Raw genomic sequence first — 18811 nt, forward strand, 5'->3', positions numbered from 1 at the left:
GGGTATTGGGTAGGGGTCGGGGCATCAAACGTGGGGAGAGATGTCGATGAAGAAACTGAACAAGTCCCGGGATGAAGTCCTGAACGAATTGCGCAGCGCATACGAGGGGGGCGCGAGCATCCGTACGTTGGTGGCCAACACCGGCCGCTCGTATGGCTCGATCCATAGCATGTTGCGCGAGTCGGGTACGACCATGCGCAGTCGGGGCGGACCCAACCATCGCAGCCGCAAGGCAAGCTAGGACGGTTGCTGGCGCAGCGAGGCCTCGACGAGGTCGAGTACGGCACTGAGCTTTTCGGGTTCGTCGCCGGACGCCAGCCGCGCAACCAGGCCGTCCAGCACAAGGTCAAGATACGTCTGCAGGACCGCGCTCGGCACGTCGTCGCGGAGCCGGCCCGCCTGCTTCTGCGTGCGCAGCCGTTGGGTGGTCGCCGCCGACAACTCGGCCGAGCGCTCCGACCAGCCGCGGTTGAACGCCGGATCGTTGCGCAGCTTGCGCGCGATCTCCAGCCGCGTCGCCAGCCAGTCGAACTGGTCGGGAGCGGCAAGCATGTCGCGCATCACCTGAACCAACCCCTCCCGCGACGCGACATCGGCCATTCGCTCGGCATCCTCGCGGGCCAGTTCGAAGAACAGCGTGTCCTTGTCGCGGAAATGGTGAAAGATGGCACCGCGCGACAGCCCGATCGTCTGCTCGAGCCGTCGCACGGTGGCCTTGTCATAGCCGTATTCGGCGAAACAGCGCCGGGCGCCGTCGAGGATCTGCCGGCGTCGCGCCGCCAGATGGTCTTCGGTTACCCGGGGCATGTCTGCGCTTACGACTTCAGCATGTTGCGCAGCACGTACTGCAAGATGCCGCCGTTGCGGTAGTAGTCCGCTTCACCGGGGGTATCGATGCGCACGACGGCGTCGAACTCCACCTTCGAGCCGTCCTCCTTCGTGGCGGTGACATGGACGGTCTTCGGCGTCTTGCCGTCGTTGAGCGCCTCGATGCCGCTGATGTCGAACGTCTCGGTGCCGTCCAGCTTCAGGCTCGCGGCGGATTCGCCTTCGGGGAACTGCAGCGGGATCACACCCATGCCGATCAGGTTCGACCGGTGGATGCGCTCGAACGACTCGGTGATGACCGCGCGCACACCGAGCAGGCTGGTGCCCTTGGCCGCCCAGTCGCGCGACGAGCCTGAGCCGTATTCCTTGCCGCCGAGCACGACAAGCGGAATGTCCTGCGCCGCATAGTTTTGCGCGGCGTCGTAGATGAACGCCTGTTCGCCGTCCTTGGTGAAGTCGCGGGTATAGCCGCCGGACACGTCATCGAGAAGTTGATTGCGCAACCGGATGTTGGCGAACGTGCCGCGGATCATCACCTCGTGGTTGCCGCGCCGCGAGCCGTAGGAGTTGTAGTCCTTCTTGTCGACCCCGTGCTCGTCGAGATATTGCGCGGCCGGCGTGCCGGGCTTGATGCTGCCTGCGGGGGAGATGTGGTCGGTGGTCACCGAATCACCCAGCAGCGCCAGCACTCTCGCACCCTTGATGTCGGTGACCGGCTGCGGCTCGGCGGGCATGCCGTCGAAGTACGGAGGCTTGCGCACGTACGTTGAGTTCGTGTCCCATTCGAAGGTGTTGCCCGACGGGGTCGGCAGGTTGCGCCACCGGTCGTCGCCCTTGAAGACGTCGGAGTAGTTCTTGACGAACATCTCGGTGTTGATCGCCGACGCGATGGTGTCGTTGATGTCCTTCTGCGATGGCCAGATGTCCTTGAGGAAGACCTCGTTGCCGTCGGAATCCTTGCCAAGCGGTTCGGCCTCGAAGTCGAAGTCCATGGTGCCGGCCAGCGCGTAGGCGATCACCAGCGGCGGCGACGCCAGGTAGTTCATCTTCACGTCCGGGTTGATGCGGCCCTCGAAGTTGCGGTTACCCGACAGCACCGCGGTGACCGACAGGTCGGCGTCGTTGACCGCCTTGCTGATCTCCTCGGGCAGCGGACCCGAGTTGCCGATGCATGTGGTGCATCCGTAGCCCACCAGGTAGAAGCCGAGCTTCTCCAGGTACGGCCACAGCCCGGCCTTGTCGTAGTACTCGGTGACCACCTGCGAACCCGGCGCCATCGTCGTCTTCACCCACGGCTTGGCCGTCAGACCCTTCTCGACGGCGTTCTTCGCAAGCAGCGCCGCACCCAGCATCACCTCGGGGTTGGACGTGTTGGTGCACGACGTGATGGCTGCGATCACCACCGCGCCGTGGTCGAGGATGAACTCGCCGCGGTCGTCGGATTTCACCTCGACCGGACTGCTCGGCCTGCCGTTGGCGCCGACGGCCGCCGAAGGCACGACCGCGTCGTCATCAGCGAAGGCCAGGCTGGATGCCGGGTCGCTGGCGGGGAAGGACTCCTCGACCGCCTCGTCGAGCTTGGTGTGCTCGGCGGGCAGGTTCTCCTCTACGTAGTTGTGAATGTCCTTGCGGAAAGCGGTCTTTGCGTCGCCAAGCGCGATCCGGTCCTGCGGCCGTTTCGGCCCTGCGATCGAGGGCACGACATCGGACAGGTCGAGCTCGATGTACTCGGAGTACTTCGGCTCGCGCTCTGGGTCGTGCCACATGCCCTGTTCCTTGGCGTACGCCTCGACCAGCGCGAGTTGCTCATCGCTGCGGCCCGTCATCCGCAGGTAGTCGATTGTCACCTCGTCGATCGGGAAAATTGCTGCGGTGGAACCGAATTCGGGGCTCATGTTGCCCAGCGTTGCGCGGTTGGCCAGCGGCACCTCGGCGACGCCCTCGCCGTAGAACTCGACGAACTTGCCGACCACGCCGTGCTTGCGCAGCATCTCGGTGACGGTGAGCACCACGTCGGTGGCGGTCACGCCGGGCTGCCGCTCCCCGGAGAGCTTGAAACCGACGACACGGGGGATGAGCATCGACACCGGCTGGCCCAGCATGGCCGCCTCGGCCTCGATGCCGCCGACGCCCCAGCCGAGCACGCCGAGGCCGTTCTCCATCGTCGTGTGGCTGTCGGTGCCGACGCACGTGTCGGGGTAGGCCACGCCGTCGCGCTCGAAGACGACGCTGGCCAGGTATTCGATGTTGACCTGGTGCACGATGCCGGTACCGGGCGGCACCACCTTGAAGTCGTCGAACGCGCCCTGGCCCCAGCGCAAGAACTGGTAGCGCTCGCCGTTGCGCTCGTACTCGATCTCGACGTTGCGCTCGAATGCGTTCGCGGTGCCGAACAGATCGGCGATCACGGAGTGGTCGATGACGAGATCGGCAGGCGCCAGCGGGTTCACCTTGTCCGGGTCGCCACCGAGGTCGCCGACCGCCTCGCGCATGGTGGCCAGGTCGACGATGCACGGGACGCCCGTGAAGTCCTGCATGATCACTCGGGCGGGGGTGAACTGGATCTCCACGCTGGGGTCGGCCGACGGGTCCCAGTTCGCTATCGCCTCGATGTGGTCCTTGGTGATGTTGGCGCCGTCCTCGGTGCGCAGCAGATTCTCGGCGAGCACCTTGAGGCTGTATGGCAGTTTCTCGGTTCCGGCCACCGCATCGAGGCGGTAGATCTGATAACTCTTGTCCCCGACCTTCAAGGTGTCGCGGGCGCCAAACGAATTCACCGAATCTTTGCTGCTCACATCAACTCCCGGCTCGATATCGCCGCGACGGGCTGTGTCGTCGGCGGTCACAATTCTAACAGTACGCTTGTCCTGAGAATCAACCCAGGGGTGCTTTTAGTCTCGTCCTCGTGGGTGAGTGCTGCCACCCGCATACCCACTCATCGCGTACCGTGCCCGTGTGACCGGACCGCACGTGCTCCCGTTTCTGCCGACGTACATCCCGCCTCAGGTATGCGCGACGGTCGGGCAGGACCCGGCGACCCCGCCGGACGCCTGCATGAACCTCGTCTTCGCCGATGTTCGCGACGATGGCGTGAGTGCTTCGGCCAGCCAGGACAAGGCCGGCCTGGCCGGCGTGGTCGCCGACGCCAAGCAAAAAGGCATCGATCTCAAGATCGTCGTGATGGACCAGAGCCCGCCGATCGACACCCCGCTGCGCGATGTCGCCACCGCGGTCGGCAAGGCGTACCCCGGTTCCACCGTTTTGGTGATCAGCCCCGGGTGGGCGGGGACTTACAGCCCGACCTATGACCGGGTGACTCTCGAGGCGGGTCAGGACGTCGCCAAGACCGGCGATGCGGTGCAGTCTTCCAAGAATTTCGTCAGTGAGTTGACGACGCAACATTTCCCGTGGACGCCATTCACCATTGTGCTCGTGCTGGCGGTGATTGCAGCGGTCGTCGCCACCCGCGCGTTACAAATCAGAGCGCGCCGCGAACAGCCGTAAAAACCCCTCTGGCAGCGCATTTGGCGCGTTTCTGCTTCCGCATTGCAAATAGAAAAGTCACAGCGGGATAACGCTACATTCAATTACAGACTTGTAATTTGTGACTAAAGTTTCCTTAGCGTCAGATGTGACGTACCGTGCAATCGGTGGCTGATGTTGCAGTTGTGATTGTTGTGACTGCACACAGCGTGCGAGCCATAGGAGACACGGTCGGATGAGACGCAACCCTCGGGTCCGCGCGGTGATGCTTGCCATCGGCATGCTGCTCGCGACTCCTGGCCTGGCGGTCGGGCAGCCCGCCAGCTCGGACACCCTCGGCGAGCTTGTCGCGGCTGTGGCGAACGCCAATCAGAAGCTGCAAGACCTCGGCGCCTCGATTCAGGCGCAACAGGAAAGCGTCAACAAGGCGATCGTCGATGTGCAGACAGCGCGCGAGAATGCCGCGGCCGCACAACAGGAAGTGGACGCAAGCGCACAGCGCGTCTCGGAGGCGAACGCCGCGATCGCGGCGGCCCAACAGCGATTCGACACCTTCGCTGCCGCAACGTATGTCAGCGGTCCTTCGGATTCCTATCTGACGGCCACCGATCCTGCCGACATCCTGTCGACCGCGGCGGCCGGTCAGACACTGGCAGTGAGTTCACAGCAGATCATCACCGATCTCCAGCGGGCCCGCACCGAGCAGGTGAACAAGGAGTCGGCCGCACGGTTGGCGAAGCAGAACGCCGACAAGGCCGTCGTCGACGCCGAAGCCAGTCAGCAGAACGCGGTTTCGGCGCTCACCACCGCGCAACAGACGTTCAAGGACCAGCAGTCCCAACTCGATCAGTTGACCGCCGAACGGGCCGCGGCGCAGGCCAAGCTCGAGGACGCGCGCAACTGGTCGGCCCCCGCAACCGGTGCGCCTGCGGCCCAGCCCGCTGCGGCGCGCGTCGGTGACCCGAACGCGAACTGGGATCGGGCGCCGGGGGCACGCGATGGGGGCGGTCAGAAGTGGGATTCGCTGTGGGATCCCACTCTTCCTGCGATCCCGAGCGCGTTCGTCAGCGGTGACCCGATCGCGATCATCAACACGATCCTCGGTTACGCGTCGACATCGGCACAGGTGACCCAGCAGATGGGTCGCGGCTTCCTGCAGAAGATCGGCCTGGTGCCGACGCCGAGCGGCTACACCAACGGCGCAATTCCGCGCGTGTATGGCCGCCAGGCGACCGAGTACGTGATCAACCGCGGCCTCGCGGTGCGGGGCACGCCGTACTCGTGGGGTGGCGGCAACGCCGCCGGCGCGAGCCGCGGCATCGATTCCGGTGCCGGCACAGTCGGTTTCGACTGTTCGGGGCTGATGCTGTACATGTTCGCAGGCGTCGGCATCAAGCTCGACCACTACTCGGGCTCGCAGTACAACGCGGGCCGCAAGGTCCCGTCGTCGCAGATGCGTCGTGGCGACATGATCTTCTACGGGCCCAACGCCAGCCAGCACGTCGCGATGTACCTCGGTGACGGTCAGATGCTCGAGGCTCCGTACACGGGGTCCGTGGTGAAGATCTCGCCGGTGCGCACCAGCGGCATGACCCCGTACGTGACTCGAATGATCGAATGGTGAATCCTCTGCGCCGCATAACAATTGGACTACTGATCGCCGTCGCGCTGCTGCTTGGCCTTGCTGCACCCGCGATCGCCGCCCCCGACGACGGGCAATGGGATCCGACGCTGCCGAAGATCCTCAGCGCCGGTGCGCCCGGCGATCCCGTCGCGATCGCCAACGCGTCGTTTCAGGCGACGCAGGTGGCCCTTCAAACGACACAGAATCTGGGCCAGCAGTTCCTCGCCAGCATCGGCCTCGGCGGCTCGCCAAGCACAGGAGCGGTTTCCCCGGGCGCGCGCGTGCGTGGTCCGCAGGCGATCGAGTACGTGATCCGCCGCGGCGCCTCCCAGATGGGTGTGCCGTACTCCTGGGGCGGTGGCACGCCGAACGGTCCGAGCGCAGGCGTCGACGAAGATGCGGGCAAGATCGGCTACGACTGTTCCGGATTCACCCGCTACGCGTTCGCAGGCGTCGGCGTGCTGATCCCCAAGTACTCCGGCGACCAATACAACACCGGCCGCAAGGTGCCGCTGTCGCAGGCCAAACGCGGCGACCTGTTGTTCTACGGCCCCGGCGGCACGCAGCACGTCACGCTGTACCTGGGTGGCGGGCGGATGCTGGAAGCGTCGAGCGCCGCCGGCCACGTGACGGTCAGTCCAGTGCGGCAGGGGGGTCTGCAGCCGTACGCCGCGCGAATTATCGAAAGCTGAGCGTGGCCTGAGTTAAACCTGAGCACTCCTGGTGAATGCCGTTCGACCAGGCGACACTTCGCTGGGCAACGTCGACGGATTCCGGACTGCCTGGAATAGTTGACGGCGAGCGTGCGGCCAACTCCGGCCGACGCCGCTGCGACCAGCGTCTTAACAGATCTGGAAGGACCGTTGATGAGTTCACCGAGTGGGCCGCCGCAGGGCGCTGGAGGTTATTCCGGACAGGCCCCAACACAGGCCTACAACCCCGGTAACCCCGCCTCCCACGCCGCGCCGCCGAACAACGGAGGCCTGCAGCAGGAGGTGCACACCCTCGAGCGCGCCATCTTCGAGGTCAAGCGGATCATCGTCGGCCAGGATCAGTTGGTCGAGCGGATGCTGGTCGGCCTGCTCGCCAAGGGGCACGTGTTGCTCGAAGGCGTGCCCGGGGTGGCCAAGACGTTGGCCGTCGAGACCTTCGCGAAGGTCGTCGGCGGCACGTTCGCCCGCATCCAGTTCACCCCTGACCTGGTGCCAACCGACATCGTCGGCACGCGGATCTATCGCCAGGGCAAAGAGGAGTTCGACATCGAACTCGGTCCGGTGGTGGTCAACTTCCTGCTCGCCGACGAGATCAACCGTGCACCCGCCAAGGTGCAGTCGGCGCTGCTCGAGGTGATGGCCGAGCGCAAGATCTCGATCGGCGGCAAGACGTTCCCGTTGCCGGCCCCGTTCCTGGTGATGGCCACGCAGAACCCGATCGAGCAGGAAGGTGTTTACCAACTGCCCGAGGCGCAGCGCGACCGCTTCCTGTTCAAGCTCAACATCGACTACCCGACTCCGGAGGAGGAGCGGGAGATCGTGTACCGGATGGGCGTCAAGCCGCCGGAGCCCAAGCAGATCCTGGCCCCCGGTGATCTACTGCGCCTGCAGGACGTGGCGTCCAACAACTTCGTGCACCACGCGCTCGTCGACTATGTGGTGCGCATCGTCACCGCGACCCGGCACCCCGAGAAGTTCGGCATGCCCGACGCCAAGGCGTGGATCGCCTACGGCGCCTCGCCGCGCGCGTCCCTCGGCATCATCGCGGCCTCGCGCGCGCTGGCACTGGTGCGTGGCCGCGACTACGTGATCCCGCAGGACGTCGTCGAGGTCATCCCCGACGTGCTGCGGCACCGGCTCGTGCTCACCTACGACGCGCTGGCCGACGAGATCTCTTCGGAGACCGTGATCAACCGGATCCTGCAGACGGTGGCGCTCCCGCAGGTGAATGCCATTCCGCAGCAAGGTCATTCGGTGCAGCCGGTCATGCCGGCAGCAGCGGCTGCCGCCGGTAATCGGTGACTACTTCCAGACGAGGGGTCGACCTGCCGTCGCTCAAGCGCGGGGAGATTCGTGACCCCGCGCTGACAGCGGCACTGCGCAAGCTGGAGCTGACTGTGCGCCGCAAGCTCGACGGCGTGCTGCACGGCGACCACCTCGGGCTGCTGCCGGGGCCGGGGTCCGAGCCGGGGGAGTCGCGGCTCTACCAGCCCGGCGACGACGTACGCAGGATGGACTGGTCGGTCACCGCGCGCACCACTCACCCGCATGTGCGTCAGATGATCGCCGACCGTGAGCTCGAGACGTGGTTGGTGGTCGACATGTCGGCCAGCCTGGACTTCGGCACCACCGGTTGCGAAAAGCGCGATCTGGCGGTCGCGGCCGCGGCTGCGATCACGTTCCTCAACAGCGGCGGCGGTAACCGGATCGGTGCGATCATCGCCAACGGCGACTCGGTGCGGCGCGTTCCGGCACTGTCGGGCCGCATGCACGAGCAGGAACTGTTGCGCACCATCGCGACAATGCCGAAGGCGCCGACGGGGGTACGCGGCGACCTGGCCGCCGCCATCGACGCGCTGCGGCGTCCGGAACGGCGCCGCGGCATGGCGGTGATCATCAGCGATTTCCTCGGGCCGATCAACTGGATGCGTCCGCTGCGGGCGATAGCGGGCCGACACGAGGTGCTCGGCATCGAGATCCTCGACCCTCGGGATGTGGAACTTCCCGACGTGGGCGACGTCATCCTGCAGGACGCTGAAAGCGGGGTGACCCGGGAGTTCACCATTGACGCGCAACTGCGCGACGACTTCGAGAAAGCCGCGGCCGCCCATCGTGCCGAGGTGGCGCGCACGCTACGGCGTTGCGACGCACCGTTGCTCTCGCTGCGCACCGACCGGGACTGGATCGCCGACGTCGTCCGATTTGTCGCCAACCGCCGCCGTGGAGCACTCGCCGGCCGGACGTAATCCGACGAAATGACAACTGGCATATGACATTACCGTTGCTCGGACCGATGACGCTGTCGGGCTTCGAACACGCGTGGTTTTTTCTCTTCCTCATCGCTGTCGTCGCGATCGCCGCGCTCTACGTGCTGGTGCAGGTGGCCCGGCACAAGCGAATGCTGCGCTTTGCGAACATGGAGTTGCTGGAAAGCGTTGCGCCCAAAAGGCCTTCGCGCTGGCGGCATCTGCCCGCGATCCTGCTGGTGTTGTCGCTGTTGATGTTCACCGTCGCCATGGCCGGGCCGACGCATGACGTCCGCATTCCGCGCAACCGCGCGGTGGTGATGCTCGTCATCGACGTGTCGCAGTCGATGCGGGCCACCGACGTGTCGCCGAACCGGCTGGCCGCCGCGCAAGAGGCGGCCAAACAATTCGCCGATCAGCTCACGCCCGGGATCAACCTCGGGCTGATCGCGTACGCGGGCACGGCGACGGTGCTGGTGTCACCGACCACCAACCGCGAGGCGTCGAAGAACGCGATCGACAAACTGCAGTTGGCCGACCGCACGGCGACCGGCGAAGGCATCTTCACGGCGCTGCAGGCCATCGCCACCGTCGGCGCGGTGATCGGCGGGGGAGATGAGCCGCCTCCAGCCCGCATCGTGTTGATGTCCGACGGCAAGGAGACGGTGCCGTCGAACCCGGACAATCCGAAGGGCGCCTACACGGCCGCGCGTACTTCGAAGGACCAGGGCGTGCCGATTTCGACGGTGTCATTCGGCACGCCGTACGGCTACGTCGAAATCAACGATCAGCGCCAGCCCGTCCCGGTTGACGACGAGATGCTGAAGAAGATCGCCGAGTTGTCGGGCGGTCAGGCCTACACCGCCTCGAGCCTGGAGCAGCTCAAGGAAGTCTTCACCAACCTGCAGGAGCAGATCGGCTACGAGACCCGCAAGGGCGATGCGAGCGCGGGCTGGCTGCGGCTCGGCGCGCTGGTGCTGGCTTTGGCGGCGCTGGCTGCGATGCTGATCAACCGCCGACTACCCGACTGACGCAACTGAAATGACAACTGGCACATGACTTTACCGTTGCTCGGACCGATGACGCTGACGGGCTTCGACCACCCGTGGTTCTTCCTGTTCCTCATTGCGGTGCTCGGGCTGGTCGGACTGTATCTCGCCATGCAGGCGGCGCGCCGCAAGAGAATGCAGCGCTTTGCCAACACGGAACTGCTGGAAAGCGTTGCGCCCAAGCGACCGCCGCGTTGGCGGCATGTGCCGACGATCCTGTTGGTGTTGTCGCTCGTGCTGTTCACCATCGCGATGGCTGGGCCGACGCACGATGTCAAGATTCCGCGCAACCGTGCGGTGGTGATGCTCGTCGTCGATGTGTCGCAATCCATGAAGGCCACCGACGTGTCACCGAACCGGCTGGCGGCCACGCAGGAGGCGGCCAAGCAGTTCGTCGATCAGATGACTCCCGGCATCAACCTCGGGCTGATCGCCTATGCGGGCACCGCGACCGTGTTGGTGTCGCCGACCACCAATCGTGATGCGTCCAAGAATGCGATCGACAAGCTGCAGGTGGCCGACCGCACCGCGACCGGTGAGGCCATCTTCACGGCGCTGCAGGCCATCTCCACCGTCGGTGCGGTGATCGGCGGCGGCGACACCCCACCGCCTGCCCGCATCGTGTTGATGTCCGACGGCAAGGAGACGGTGCCGTCCAACCCCGACAATCCCAAGGGCGCCTACACCGCGGCGCGGGCCGCCAAGGATCAGGGCGTGCCGATCTCCACGGTGGCCTTCGGCACCCAGTACGGCTTCGTCGAGATGAACGGCCAGCGGACGCCGGTACCCGTCGACGACGAGATGCTGAAGAAGATCGCCCAGCTGTCCAATGGACAGTCCTACACCGCGTCCGATGTCGAGCAGCTCAAGGAAGTCTTCACGAACCTCCAGGAGCAGATCGGCTACGAAACCCGCAAGGGCGACGCGAGCGCGGGCTGGCTGCGACTCGGCGCGTTGGTGCTGGCGCTGGCGGCGCTTGGCGCGTTGTTCATCAACCGGCGCCTACCCAACTAGTCATATCCCCATGTCGCTGCGCTCCTGCCCGCCGTAAGGCGATTTCTTAAGAATGCTCCCCAGGCACTAAGTTGGCGGTCATGCCCGAATTCGTATCGCGTTCCGTGCTGGTGACCGGCGGAAACCGCGGCATCGGCCTGGCCATCGCCCAACGGCTGGCCGCCGACGGCCACAAGGTCGCCGTGACCCACCGCGGATCTGGCGCGCCGGACGGGCTGTTCGGCGTCGTGTGTGACGTCACCGACAACGCTGCCGTCGACCGCGCCTTCAAGGAGGTCGAGGAGCATCAGGGCCCGGTCGAGGTGCTGGTGTCCAACGCAGGCATTTCCCAGGATGCGTTCCTGATTCGGATGACAGAAGAGCGGTTCGAGAACGTCATCAACGCCAATCTCACCGGGGCGTTCCGCGTGGCTCAGCGGGCGTCGCGCAGCATGCAGCGCAACCGGTTCGGGCGGATCATCTTCATCGGTTCGGTCTCGGGGATGTGGGGGATCGGCAACCAGTCCAACTACGCGGCCGCGAAGGCCGGTCTGATCGGGATGGCCCGTTCGATCTCCAGGGAGCTGTCCAAGGCCGGCGTCACCGCCAATGTGGTGGCACCGGGCTACATCGACACCGAGATGACCCGCGCGCTGGACGAGCGAATCCAGGCCGGGGCACTGGAGTTCATCCCGGCGAAGCGGGTCGGCACCGCCGAGGACGTCGCCGGGGCCGTCAGCTTCCTGGCGTCCGAAGACGCGAGCTACATCGCCGGTGCGGTGATCCCGGTCGACGGCGGCATGGGCATGGGCCACTAAGAGAGAGAAGGACTTTGACATGACAGGTTTGCTCGAAGGCAAGCGCATCCTCGTAACGGGGATCATCACCGACTCGTCGATCGCGTTCCACATCGCCAAGGTGGCGCAGGAGGCCGGTGCCGAGCTGGTGCTGACCGGTTTCGACCGGATGAAGCTGATCCAGCGCATCGCCGACCGGCTGCCGGAGAAGGCTCCGCTGCTGGAACTCGACGTGCAGAACGAGGAGCACCTGGCGTCTTTGGCCGACCGGGTCACCGAGGTGATCGGTGAGGGCAACAAGCTCGACGGGGTGGTGCACTCGATCGGGTACATGCCGCAGACCGGCATGGGCATCAACCCGTTCTTCGACGCGCCGTATGAGGACGTCGCCAAGGGCATTCACATCTCGGCGTACTCGTACGCTTCGCTGGCCAAGGCGCTGCTGCCGATCATGAATTCCGGCGGCGGCATCGTCGGCATGGACTTCGACCCCACCAGGGCGATGCCCGCCTACAACTGGATGACCGTGGCCAAGAGCGCTCTCGAATCGGTGAACCGGTTCGTGGCGCGGGAGGCCGGTAAATACGGCGTTCGGTCGAATCTTGTTGCCGCCGGGCCGATCCGGACACTGGCGATGAGCGCCATCGTCGGCGGTGCGCTCGGCGAGGAGGCCGGCGCCCAGATGCAGCTGCTCGAGGAGGGCTGGGATCAACGCGCCCCGATCGGCTGGAACATGAAGGACCCGACGCCGGTGGCAAAGACGGTGTGCGCGTTGCTGTCCGATTGGCTGCCCGCGACGACCGGCACCATCATCTACGCCGACGGCGGCGCCAGCACACAGCTGCTCTAGATGAATTTTGACGCGCTTCTGCTCCTGTCGTTCGGCGGACCGGAGGCGCCCGAACATGTGATGCCGTTCCTGGAGAACGTCACTCGCGGCCGCGGTATCCCGCGCGAACGGCTCGCCTCGGTCGCCGAGCACTACCTGCACTTCGGCGGCGTGTCGCCGATCAACGGCATCAACCGCGAGTTGATCAGCGCGCTCGAGGCCGAAATCGACCTACCCGTTTACTTCGGCAACCGAAACTGGGAACCCTACGTCGAGGACACTGTCGCGACCATGCGCGACAACGGGATTCGTCGGGCCGCGGTGTTCGCCACTTCGGCATGGGGCGGCTACTCCAGCTGCACGCAGTACGTGGAGGACATCGCCAGGGCCAGGGATGCAGCCGGCGAGGGAGCGCCCGAACTGGTGAAGCTGCGCCAGTACTTCGACCACCCCTTGTTCGTCGAGATGTTCGCCGAGACCATCGGCGCTGCCGCACAGACCGTTTCCGGGGACGCGCGCCTGGTGTTCACCGCGCATTCGATTCCGCTTGCGGCCCGAAACCGTTGTGGTGCAGATCTTTACAGCCGTCAGGTGGCCTATGCGTCGCGCTTGGTCGCCACTGCGGCCGGCTACGCCGACTACGACCAAGTCTGGCAGTCGCGCTCCGGGCCGCCGCAGGTGCCGTGGCTCGAGCCCGATATCGCCGATCATTTGACGGCACTTGCCGAGGGCGGCACCAAGGCCGTGATCGTCTGTCCGATCGGTTTCGTCGCCGATCACATCGAGGTGGTGTGGGATCTGGACAACGAGCTACGCGGCCACGCCCAGGATCTCGGCATCGCATTCGCACGGGCCGCGACGCCGAACGCCGATCCGCGATTCGCGAGGCTGGTCGCCGATCTACTCGACGAGTTGCGCGACGGCCGCGAGCCCGTCAGGGTGCCCGGTCCCGATGCACCTGCGCTGCAAGGGTTTTCGGTGAACGGGGAGGTCTGCACGCCGAACTGCGTTAGCCGCTCCACGCCGAGTGCAGAATCGCGCTGATCGCCGCGATCCGAGCCGATCGCACCACCGAGGACAGCGGTCGCAGCGCTTCGCTGGCGATCTGGACTTCCGATGACGTCTGCAATCCGATCGGGATCAGCCCGGAGCTGACGGTCACGATCGCGTCGATGTGAGCGGCGTTTTCGAGCACGCGCACCGCGCGCGTGGGCGCGTGATCGGGCACCCGATGGCCCCTGCTGCCTTCGAGTACTTGCTCGACGAGTCCGCGCGGGTCGGCCACGTCGGTGCCCGCGGCGCGGATGGCGCCCAATGCATCTGCGGCCGACCGGACCGCAGCGCGCAATGCGTATTCCGCCTCACCGAGGTCGACGAATTCGGCAGAGGCCTGCGTCGGCACCGAATACACCGTCCACGACAATGCGGTCGGCTCCGGCTCGAAATCGGACTCGTCTTCCAATTCGTCGTACTCGAATTCAGGGACAAGACCTACCGCGGTTGATGCATCACGGCCGATGATGACGGCTTCGCCTGCGGTCACCGCGTCGCGCTGAAATTGGGTACCTGCAGGGAGTCCGCGCACATCGCCAGGCACCGGCAGCACCACGCCGATGGCGGGTGCGCGGAGCCCCGCTCCTGCGGCTGTGCGCACGGTCTGCAGCAGCGACACTGCGCCCGCGTCGTTCAAGTCTGGCCACGGCAAACCCGTGCGGCCTGCCGCCACCGAGTCGTACGCGGTTACGGAATGCCTTGACGCCCATTGCGATAACGCGTCGAGGACATCATCAGGCGCGGCGGCGCCTGCGAGCCAGGCGTTGGCCCAAACCGAAAGGGAGACACTGGGGCACCACATGATGCTCGCAGTGTAGTTGTTAGCGGCTGTTTGGGTCGGCTACGCGATAGGCTGGCGGCATGGCCGTCCCGCTGCTCTGGCTAATCGCCGCACTGGCCCTCGCCGGGGCCGAAGCGCTCACTGGCGACATGTTCCTGCTGATGCTCGGTGGCGGCGCGCTGGCCGCAGCCGGTTCGAGTCTGGTCTTCGACGACTTCTGGGTGCACGGCGCGGTTTTCCTGGTCGTGTCGGTGCTGTTGCTGGTGCTGGTGCGGCCCGCGCTGAAGCGTCATTTCATGTCGGGCAAGGGCCTGCCTGAGCCGGTCAAAGCGCTCGAGGGAAAGAGCGCGCTGGTGCTCGATCGGGTGGCGCGCCATGAAGGCCAGGTGAAACTCGATGGCGAAATCTGGACGGCGCGCCCGTACAACGACGACGATGTCTACGAACCGGGCGACCACGTCACCGTCGTGCACATTGACGGCGCCACCGCGGTCGTTCAAAAAGTGGTCTAGAGAAAACTGGACAACCTAGGAAGGAACGCGTCATGGAAGGTGCCGTCGCCGGCCTGATCCTGGTCGGGGTGCTGGTGGTATTCGCCGCCATCATCGTGGCCAAGTCGATCGCGCTGATCCCGCAGGCCGAGGCCGCGGTCATCGAACGGCTGGGCCGCTACAGCAAGACCGTGTCCGGTCAGCTGACGCTGCTGCTGCCGTTCGTCGACAAAATCCGCGCCAGAGTAGACCTGCGCGAACGGGTGGTCTCGTTCCCGCCGCAGCCGGTGATCACCGAGGACAACCTGACTGTCAACATCGACACCGTGGTGTACTTCCAGGTCACCAACCCGCAGGCGGCGGTCTACCAGATCAGCAACTACATCGTCGGCGTCGAGCAGCTGACCACCACCACGCTGCGCAATGTGGTCGGCGGCATGACGTTGGAGCAGACGCTGACGTCGCGCGATCAGATCAACGGGCAGCTGCGCGGCGTGCTCGACGAGGCCACCGGCCGATGGGGTCTGCGGGTGGCACGAGTAGAGCTGCGCAGCATCGACCCGCCGCCGTCGATCCAGGATTCGATGGAAAAGCAGATGCGCGCCGACCGCGAGAAGCGGGCCATGATTCTGACCGCGGAGGGCTCCCGCGAGGCGTCGATCAAACAGGCCGAAGGCCAGAAGCAGGCGCAGATTCTCGCGGCAGAGGGTGCCAAGCAGGCGGCGATCCTCGCGGCCGAGGCCGATCGGCAGTCGCGCATGCTGCGCGCCCAGGGCGAACGGGCAGCGTCCTACCTGCAGGCACAGGGCCAGGCGAAGGCGATCGAGAAGACCTTCGCCGCGATCAAGAGGGGCAGGCCGACCCCGGAGATGTTGGCCTATCAGTACCTGCAGACGCTTCCGCAGATGGCCAAGGGCGAGGCGAACAAGGTCTGGCTGGTGCCCAGCGACTTCGGCTCGGCACTGGAGGGCTTCACCAAGATGCTGGGCGCCCCGGGCTCTGACGGTGTATTCCGCTACACCCCGTCTCCGGTAGAGGAGGATCTGCCTGCGCCAGAAGACGATTCCGACGAGGTCGCCGAGTGGTTCACGACGCAGACAGACCCGGCGATCGCGCAGGCCGTCGCCAAGGCCGAGGCGGACGCGCGTGGCTCATCGGGCATCGGCGCCTTGCCGCCGCCGCCGCTGCCGCACGACACCATGCCGACGATGCAGTATCCGCCGCTGTCACAGCAGCCACAGGACGGGCCGCCGCAGGCTCCTGGACGGCACGGCGGCTAGTCGACTCAACCGGTGATCGCCGGCTCGGTGTCGGGAGCCGAGTCGGCGAGCCGGTCGCGGTGATGGCGGCGGTGGATACGGATCTCGTAGATCAACCCCGCGATGCCGATGCTCGCGGTGCACAGCGACACCACGAACAGCAGCGGGCTGACGTGGCCGGTCAGCGCGTCGCCAAGGATGACGACGGCGGCGGTGCCTGGCAGCAGACCCACCACGGTGGCCAGTGTGTACGGGAGTACGCGCACCGCGGAGGCTCCGCACGCGTAGTTGACGACCGAGAACGGCATCGCCGGGATCATTCGCATGGAGATCACCGTCGGCCAGCCGCGCTCGCGTAGCCGCGCGTCGACCGACTCCACCCGCGAGTGCTTGACCAGCCGACTCAGCTGCCAGCCTGCGGCGCGCACCAACAGCAGCGCGATGACAGCGCTCACGGTGCTGGCCAGCACCGCCAGCGGCACACCTAGGTAGGGCCCGAAGAGCAGGCCTGCGGCGAGTGTGAACACGGTGCGGGGAAACGGGAAGACCGTCATCACAATGTGTGCCGCGAGGAACGCCAGCGGGAACCACGGACCGGCCGCTTTCACCCAATCACGCAGCTGAATAGCTGTCGGCAGCGGCACCAGCCAGGCAACTGCGACGAGAATCACAATTGCTGTCAGGATCGCGATGAAGCGGCGGGGCGAAACCGTCGACGCCGTGGAAATCACCGCAGCACGCAGCGCGCGCAGGGTGCTGACGACGGGTTTCACGCCTACCAACACTACGGCCCGCGCGGCGGCGACACGTTCTGCGCATCGGTGTGAGTCGGCCAACCGGCAGGCGCTGCTGTGATGGCGATCATTTAGCCTGATGGCTGTGCAGAAACCCGGTGTTACGGATTCCGATGTCGCGAGGTGGCGCTCGGCGGTAGCCGGCGTCCTTGCCAAGAGCACCCGGCGTGACCCCGCGGATTTGCCAGCCGAGCCTGAGCGGCTGCTGGACTCGCCGACCTACGAAGATTTTCCGGTCCGCCCGCTCTACACCTCGCTCGACGAGCTGCCGGAACCGGCACTGCCGGGGCAGTGGCCGTTCGTGCGCGGTGGCGATGCGCTGCGCGACGTCAAGTCCGGCTGGCGGGTTGCCGAAGTCTTTCCTGTCGACGGATCCTCGCCGGCCGACGCGAACGGCGCTGTGCTGGTTGCGTTGACCGAAGGCGTCAGCGCGCTGGTGCTGCGCGTCGGCGGCTCGGGGCTGGATCGGCTGCTCGACGGTGTGTTCCTCGATCTGGTGCCGATCGTGCTCGACGCGGGTGCCGACTACGTCGCCGCATCGGATGCGGTGCTGGCACTGTTGACCGATCTCGACGACGACCAGCGCTCGCGGCTTTCGGTGGATCTCGGTGCCGACCCGTTGACCGCGCCGCTGAGCGGGCGCGCCACGGCGAACCTCGCCGATGTCGTTGCCGTGGCCGCGAAGGCCACCGGGTACGACGGCGGCGTGCGCGCGATCACCGTCGACGGCCCGGCGTTCCACAATCTCGGCGCCAGCGCATCCTGGGAGTTGGCGGGCAGCATCGCCGCGGCCGTCGGGTATCTGCGGTCGCTCGGGGACGGCGGCATCGCACCGCGGGATGCACTGCGACAGCTCAGTTTCCGGTTCGCCGCCGACGACGACCAATTCATGACCATCGCGAAGCTGCGCGTGGCGCGCCGGCTGTGGGCCCGCGTGGCAGAGGTGGTGGGGGAGCCCGACGCGGGAGCCGCCCGGGTGCATGCGGTCACGTCGCTGCCGATGATGGCGCAGCGCGATCCCTGGGTGAACATGCTGCGCACCACAGTGGCGGCGTTCTCCGCGGGCGCAGGCGGGGCGGACACCGTGCTGGTTCACCCGTTCGACGTCGCCATACCCGGTGGGTTCCCCGGCACCGCAGCGAGTTTCGCGCGCCGTATTGCCCGCAACACCCAACTGCTACTGCTGGAGGAGTCGCACATCGGCCGGGTGCTCGACCCCGCGGGCGGTTCATGGTTTGTCGAGGATCTCACCAAGAGCCTTGCCGAGCAGGCGTGGAAACACTTCCAGGACATCGAATCCCGCGGTGGCTTCGAGACCGCCCGCGACTATGTCGTCGCGCAGATCACCGAGGTGGCCGAGCGCCGCGCCGACGACATCGCGCATCGGCGCACCGCGATCACCGGCGTCAACGAGTATCCGAACCTGGCGGAACCTCCACTACCGCAAGGTGATTCCCTGGAGAACGTGGTGCGCTACGCCGCGGGCTTCGAGGCGCTGCGGGAACGATCAGACGCGTTCCTGGAAAAGACCGGATCGCGGCCGACGGTATTGCTGCTGCCGCTCGGGCCGCTGGCCGAACACAACATTCGCACCACGTTCGCGACCAACCTGCTGGCCTCCGGCGGCATCGAGGCGGTCACCGAGGACGCGGCAGCCAAAGTCGCGGTGATCTGCGGCACCGACGCCCGCTACGCCGCAGAGGCCTCGGCGGCCGTCGAGGCCGCGCGCAAGGCCGGCGTTTCGCACGTCCTGCTCGCAGGCCCGGAAAAGGCTGTGGCCGAAGTTAATTCGAAACCCGACGGCTATGTGACCGCAAAGATCGACGCGGTCGAGGTGCTGTCCGACCTGCTCACCCGATTGGGGGCCTGAG

At 66.1% G+C, this 18811-nt stretch carries 18 protein-coding genes; 14 read left to right on the forward strand and 4 right to left on the reverse strand.

What is annotated here, in order from left to right:
- The first annotated feature begins 46 nt into the window (after positions 1 to 46).
- Positions 47 to 241 carry a transcriptional regulator gene (locus tag J3E61_RS23995; RefSeq protein ID WP_192720616.1) on the forward strand — a complete coding sequence of 65 codons (195 nt, stop codon included), beginning with the start codon at positions 47 to 49 and terminating at the stop codon, positions 239 to 241.
- On the opposite strand, the gene J3E61_RS24000 is transcribed toward J3E61_RS23995, so the two are convergent.
- Positions 238 to 807, reverse strand: a complete 570-nt coding sequence (locus J3E61_RS24000; protein ID WP_192720615.1) for a TetR family transcriptional regulator — start codon at positions 805 to 807, stop codon at positions 238 to 240. The two genes, J3E61_RS23995 and J3E61_RS24000, sit on opposite strands and share 4 nt — an antisense overlap.
- Before the next feature lie 8 nt (positions 808 to 815).
- Positions 816 to 3623, reverse strand: a complete 2808-nt coding sequence (acnA, locus tag J3E61_RS24005) for an aconitate hydratase AcnA (protein ID WP_192722343.1) — start codon at positions 3621 to 3623, stop codon at positions 816 to 818.
- 160 nt (positions 3624 to 3783) lie between these two features.
- Here acnA and J3E61_RS24010 point away from each other — a divergent pair, with 160 nt between their 5' ends.
- The 10 genes from J3E61_RS24010 to J3E61_RS24055 all read left to right on the forward strand — a co-directional run bounded on the left by J3E61_RS24010 (position 3784) and on the right by J3E61_RS24055 (position 13606).
- Positions 3784 to 4332, forward strand: coding sequence for a hypothetical protein (locus J3E61_RS24010; RefSeq protein WP_192720614.1), 549 nt, complete (start codon positions 3784 to 3786; stop codon positions 4330 to 4332).
- Positions 4333 to 4546: 214 nt separating this feature from the next.
- Positions 4547 to 5935, forward strand: coding sequence for an NlpC/P60 family peptidoglycan endopeptidase RipA (gene ripA / locus J3E61_RS24015; protein WP_210085233.1), 1389 nt, complete (start codon positions 4547 to 4549; stop codon positions 5933 to 5935).
- The gene (gene ripB, locus J3E61_RS24020; protein ID WP_192720612.1) at positions 5929 to 6627 is read left to right on the forward strand and encodes an NlpC/P60 family peptidoglycan endopeptidase RipB; all 699 of its coding nucleotides are present in this window, start codon (positions 5929 to 5931) and stop codon (positions 6625 to 6627) included. Before ripA ends, ripB begins: the two co-directional genes overlap by 7 nt.
- A 174-nt stretch (positions 6628 to 6801) precedes the next feature.
- Entirely contained in the window at positions 6802 to 7950 is a 1149-nt protein-coding gene (locus tag J3E61_RS24025; RefSeq protein WP_192720611.1) for an AAA family ATPase, read from the forward strand.
- The gene (locus J3E61_RS24030; RefSeq protein WP_210085234.1) at positions 7947 to 8894 is read left to right on the forward strand and encodes a DUF58 domain-containing protein; all 948 of its coding nucleotides are present in this window, start codon (positions 7947 to 7949) and stop codon (positions 8892 to 8894) included. The genes J3E61_RS24025 and J3E61_RS24030 overlap by 4 nt, the downstream gene beginning before the upstream one ends.
- Before the next feature lie 23 nt (positions 8895 to 8917).
- Entirely contained in the window at positions 8918 to 9925 is a 1008-nt protein-coding gene (locus tag J3E61_RS24035) for a VWA domain-containing protein (protein WP_192720609.1), read from the forward strand.
- 24 nt (positions 9926 to 9949) lie between these two features.
- On the forward strand, positions 9950 to 10957 hold the full coding sequence (locus tag J3E61_RS24040; protein WP_192720608.1) for a VWA domain-containing protein: 1008 nt from the start codon (positions 9950 to 9952) through the stop codon (positions 10955 to 10957).
- A gap of 80 nt (positions 10958 to 11037) precedes the next feature.
- Entirely contained in the window at positions 11038 to 11754 is a 717-nt protein-coding gene (locus tag J3E61_RS24045; RefSeq protein ID WP_192720607.1) for a 3-oxoacyl-ACP reductase FabG, read from the forward strand.
- A 19-nt stretch (positions 11755 to 11773) separates the two neighbouring features.
- Positions 11774 to 12583: an enoyl-ACP reductase FabI gene (gene fabI, locus J3E61_RS24050; RefSeq protein WP_192720606.1), complete on the forward strand. Its 810-nt coding sequence runs from the start codon at positions 11774 to 11776 to the stop codon at positions 12581 to 12583.
- Entirely contained in the window at positions 12584 to 13606 is a 1023-nt protein-coding gene (locus J3E61_RS24055) for a ferrochelatase (protein ID WP_210085235.1), read from the forward strand. It begins immediately after the preceding gene.
- On the opposite strand, the gene J3E61_RS24060 is transcribed toward J3E61_RS24055, so the two are convergent.
- Positions 13572 to 14417: a hypothetical protein gene (locus J3E61_RS24060; RefSeq protein ID WP_210085236.1), complete on the reverse strand. Its 846-nt coding sequence runs from the start codon at positions 14415 to 14417 to the stop codon at positions 13572 to 13574. The two genes, J3E61_RS24055 and J3E61_RS24060, sit on opposite strands and share 35 nt — an antisense overlap.
- 59 nt (positions 14418 to 14476) lie before the next feature.
- Between J3E61_RS24060 and J3E61_RS24065 the strand changes: the two genes are divergently transcribed.
- Both J3E61_RS24065 and J3E61_RS24070 read left to right on the forward strand, forming a co-directional pair.
- Entirely contained in the window at positions 14477 to 14908 is a 432-nt protein-coding gene (locus J3E61_RS24065) for an NfeD family protein (protein ID WP_210085237.1), read from the forward strand.
- A gap of 32 nt (positions 14909 to 14940) precedes the next feature.
- A complete protein-coding gene (locus tag J3E61_RS24070) occupies positions 14941 to 16167 on the forward strand; it encodes an SPFH/Band 7/PHB domain protein (RefSeq protein ID WP_192720602.1) in 1227 nt (408 codons plus the stop codon).
- A gap of 5 nt (positions 16168 to 16172) precedes the next feature.
- Here J3E61_RS24070 and J3E61_RS24075 read toward each other — a convergent pair whose 3' ends face one another.
- Complete coding sequence (locus tag J3E61_RS24075) at positions 16173 to 16919, reverse strand: TVP38/TMEM64 family protein (RefSeq protein WP_210085238.1); 747 nt, start codon at positions 16917 to 16919, stop codon at positions 16173 to 16175.
- Between the two features lie 100 nt (positions 16920 to 17019).
- On the opposite strand from J3E61_RS24075, the gene mutA reads away from it, so the two are divergent.
- Positions 17020 to 18810 (forward strand): methylmalonyl-CoA mutase small subunit, encoded by a 1791-nt coding sequence (mutA, locus tag J3E61_RS24080; RefSeq protein WP_210085239.1) that lies wholly within the window; start codon positions 17020 to 17022, stop codon positions 18808 to 18810.
- Position 18811: the final 1 nt, after the last annotated feature.

It is taken from the genome of Mycobacterium sp. OAE908, assembly GCF_017872775.1.
Classification (GTDB): Bacteria; Actinomycetota; Actinomycetes; order Mycobacteriales; family Mycobacteriaceae; genus Mycobacterium.

Coding starts and splice junctions, on each gene's coding strand:
- J3E61_RS23995 (WP_192720616.1), top strand. CDS start 47: ATGAAGAAACTGAACAAGTCCCGGGATGAAGTCCTGAACGAATTGCGC.
- J3E61_RS24000 (WP_192720615.1), bottom strand. CDS start 807: ATGCCCCGGGTAACCGAAGACCATCTGGCGGCGCGACGCCGGCAGATC.
- ripA (WP_210085233.1), top strand. CDS start 4,547: ATGAGACGCAACCCTCGGGTCCGCGCGGTGATGCTTGCCATCGGCATG.
- ripB (WP_192720612.1), top strand. CDS start 5,929: ATGGTGAATCCTCTGCGCCGCATAACAATTGGACTACTGATCGCCGTC.
- J3E61_RS24025 (WP_192720611.1), top strand. CDS start 6,802: ATGAGTTCACCGAGTGGGCCGCCGCAGGGCGCTGGAGGTTATTCCGGA.
- J3E61_RS24035 (WP_192720609.1), top strand. CDS start 8,918: ATGACATTACCGTTGCTCGGACCGATGACGCTGTCGGGCTTCGAACAC.
- J3E61_RS24040 (WP_192720608.1), top strand. CDS start 9,950: ATGACTTTACCGTTGCTCGGACCGATGACGCTGACGGGCTTCGACCAC.
- J3E61_RS24045 (WP_192720607.1), top strand. CDS start 11,038: ATGCCCGAATTCGTATCGCGTTCCGTGCTGGTGACCGGCGGAAACCGC.
- fabI (WP_192720606.1), top strand. CDS start 11,774: ATGACAGGTTTGCTCGAAGGCAAGCGCATCCTCGTAACGGGGATCATC.
- J3E61_RS24055 (WP_210085235.1), top strand. CDS start 12,584: ATGAATTTTGACGCGCTTCTGCTCCTGTCGTTCGGCGGACCGGAGGCG.
- J3E61_RS24060 (WP_210085236.1), bottom strand. CDS start 14,417: ATGTGGTGCCCCAGTGTCTCCCTTTCGGTTTGGGCCAACGCCTGGCTC.
- J3E61_RS24065 (WP_210085237.1), top strand. CDS start 14,477: ATGGCCGTCCCGCTGCTCTGGCTAATCGCCGCACTGGCCCTCGCCGGG.
- J3E61_RS24070 (WP_192720602.1), top strand. CDS start 14,941: ATGGAAGGTGCCGTCGCCGGCCTGATCCTGGTCGGGGTGCTGGTGGTA.
- mutA (WP_210085239.1), top strand. CDS start 17,020: ATGGCTGTGCAGAAACCCGGTGTTACGGATTCCGATGTCGCGAGGTGG.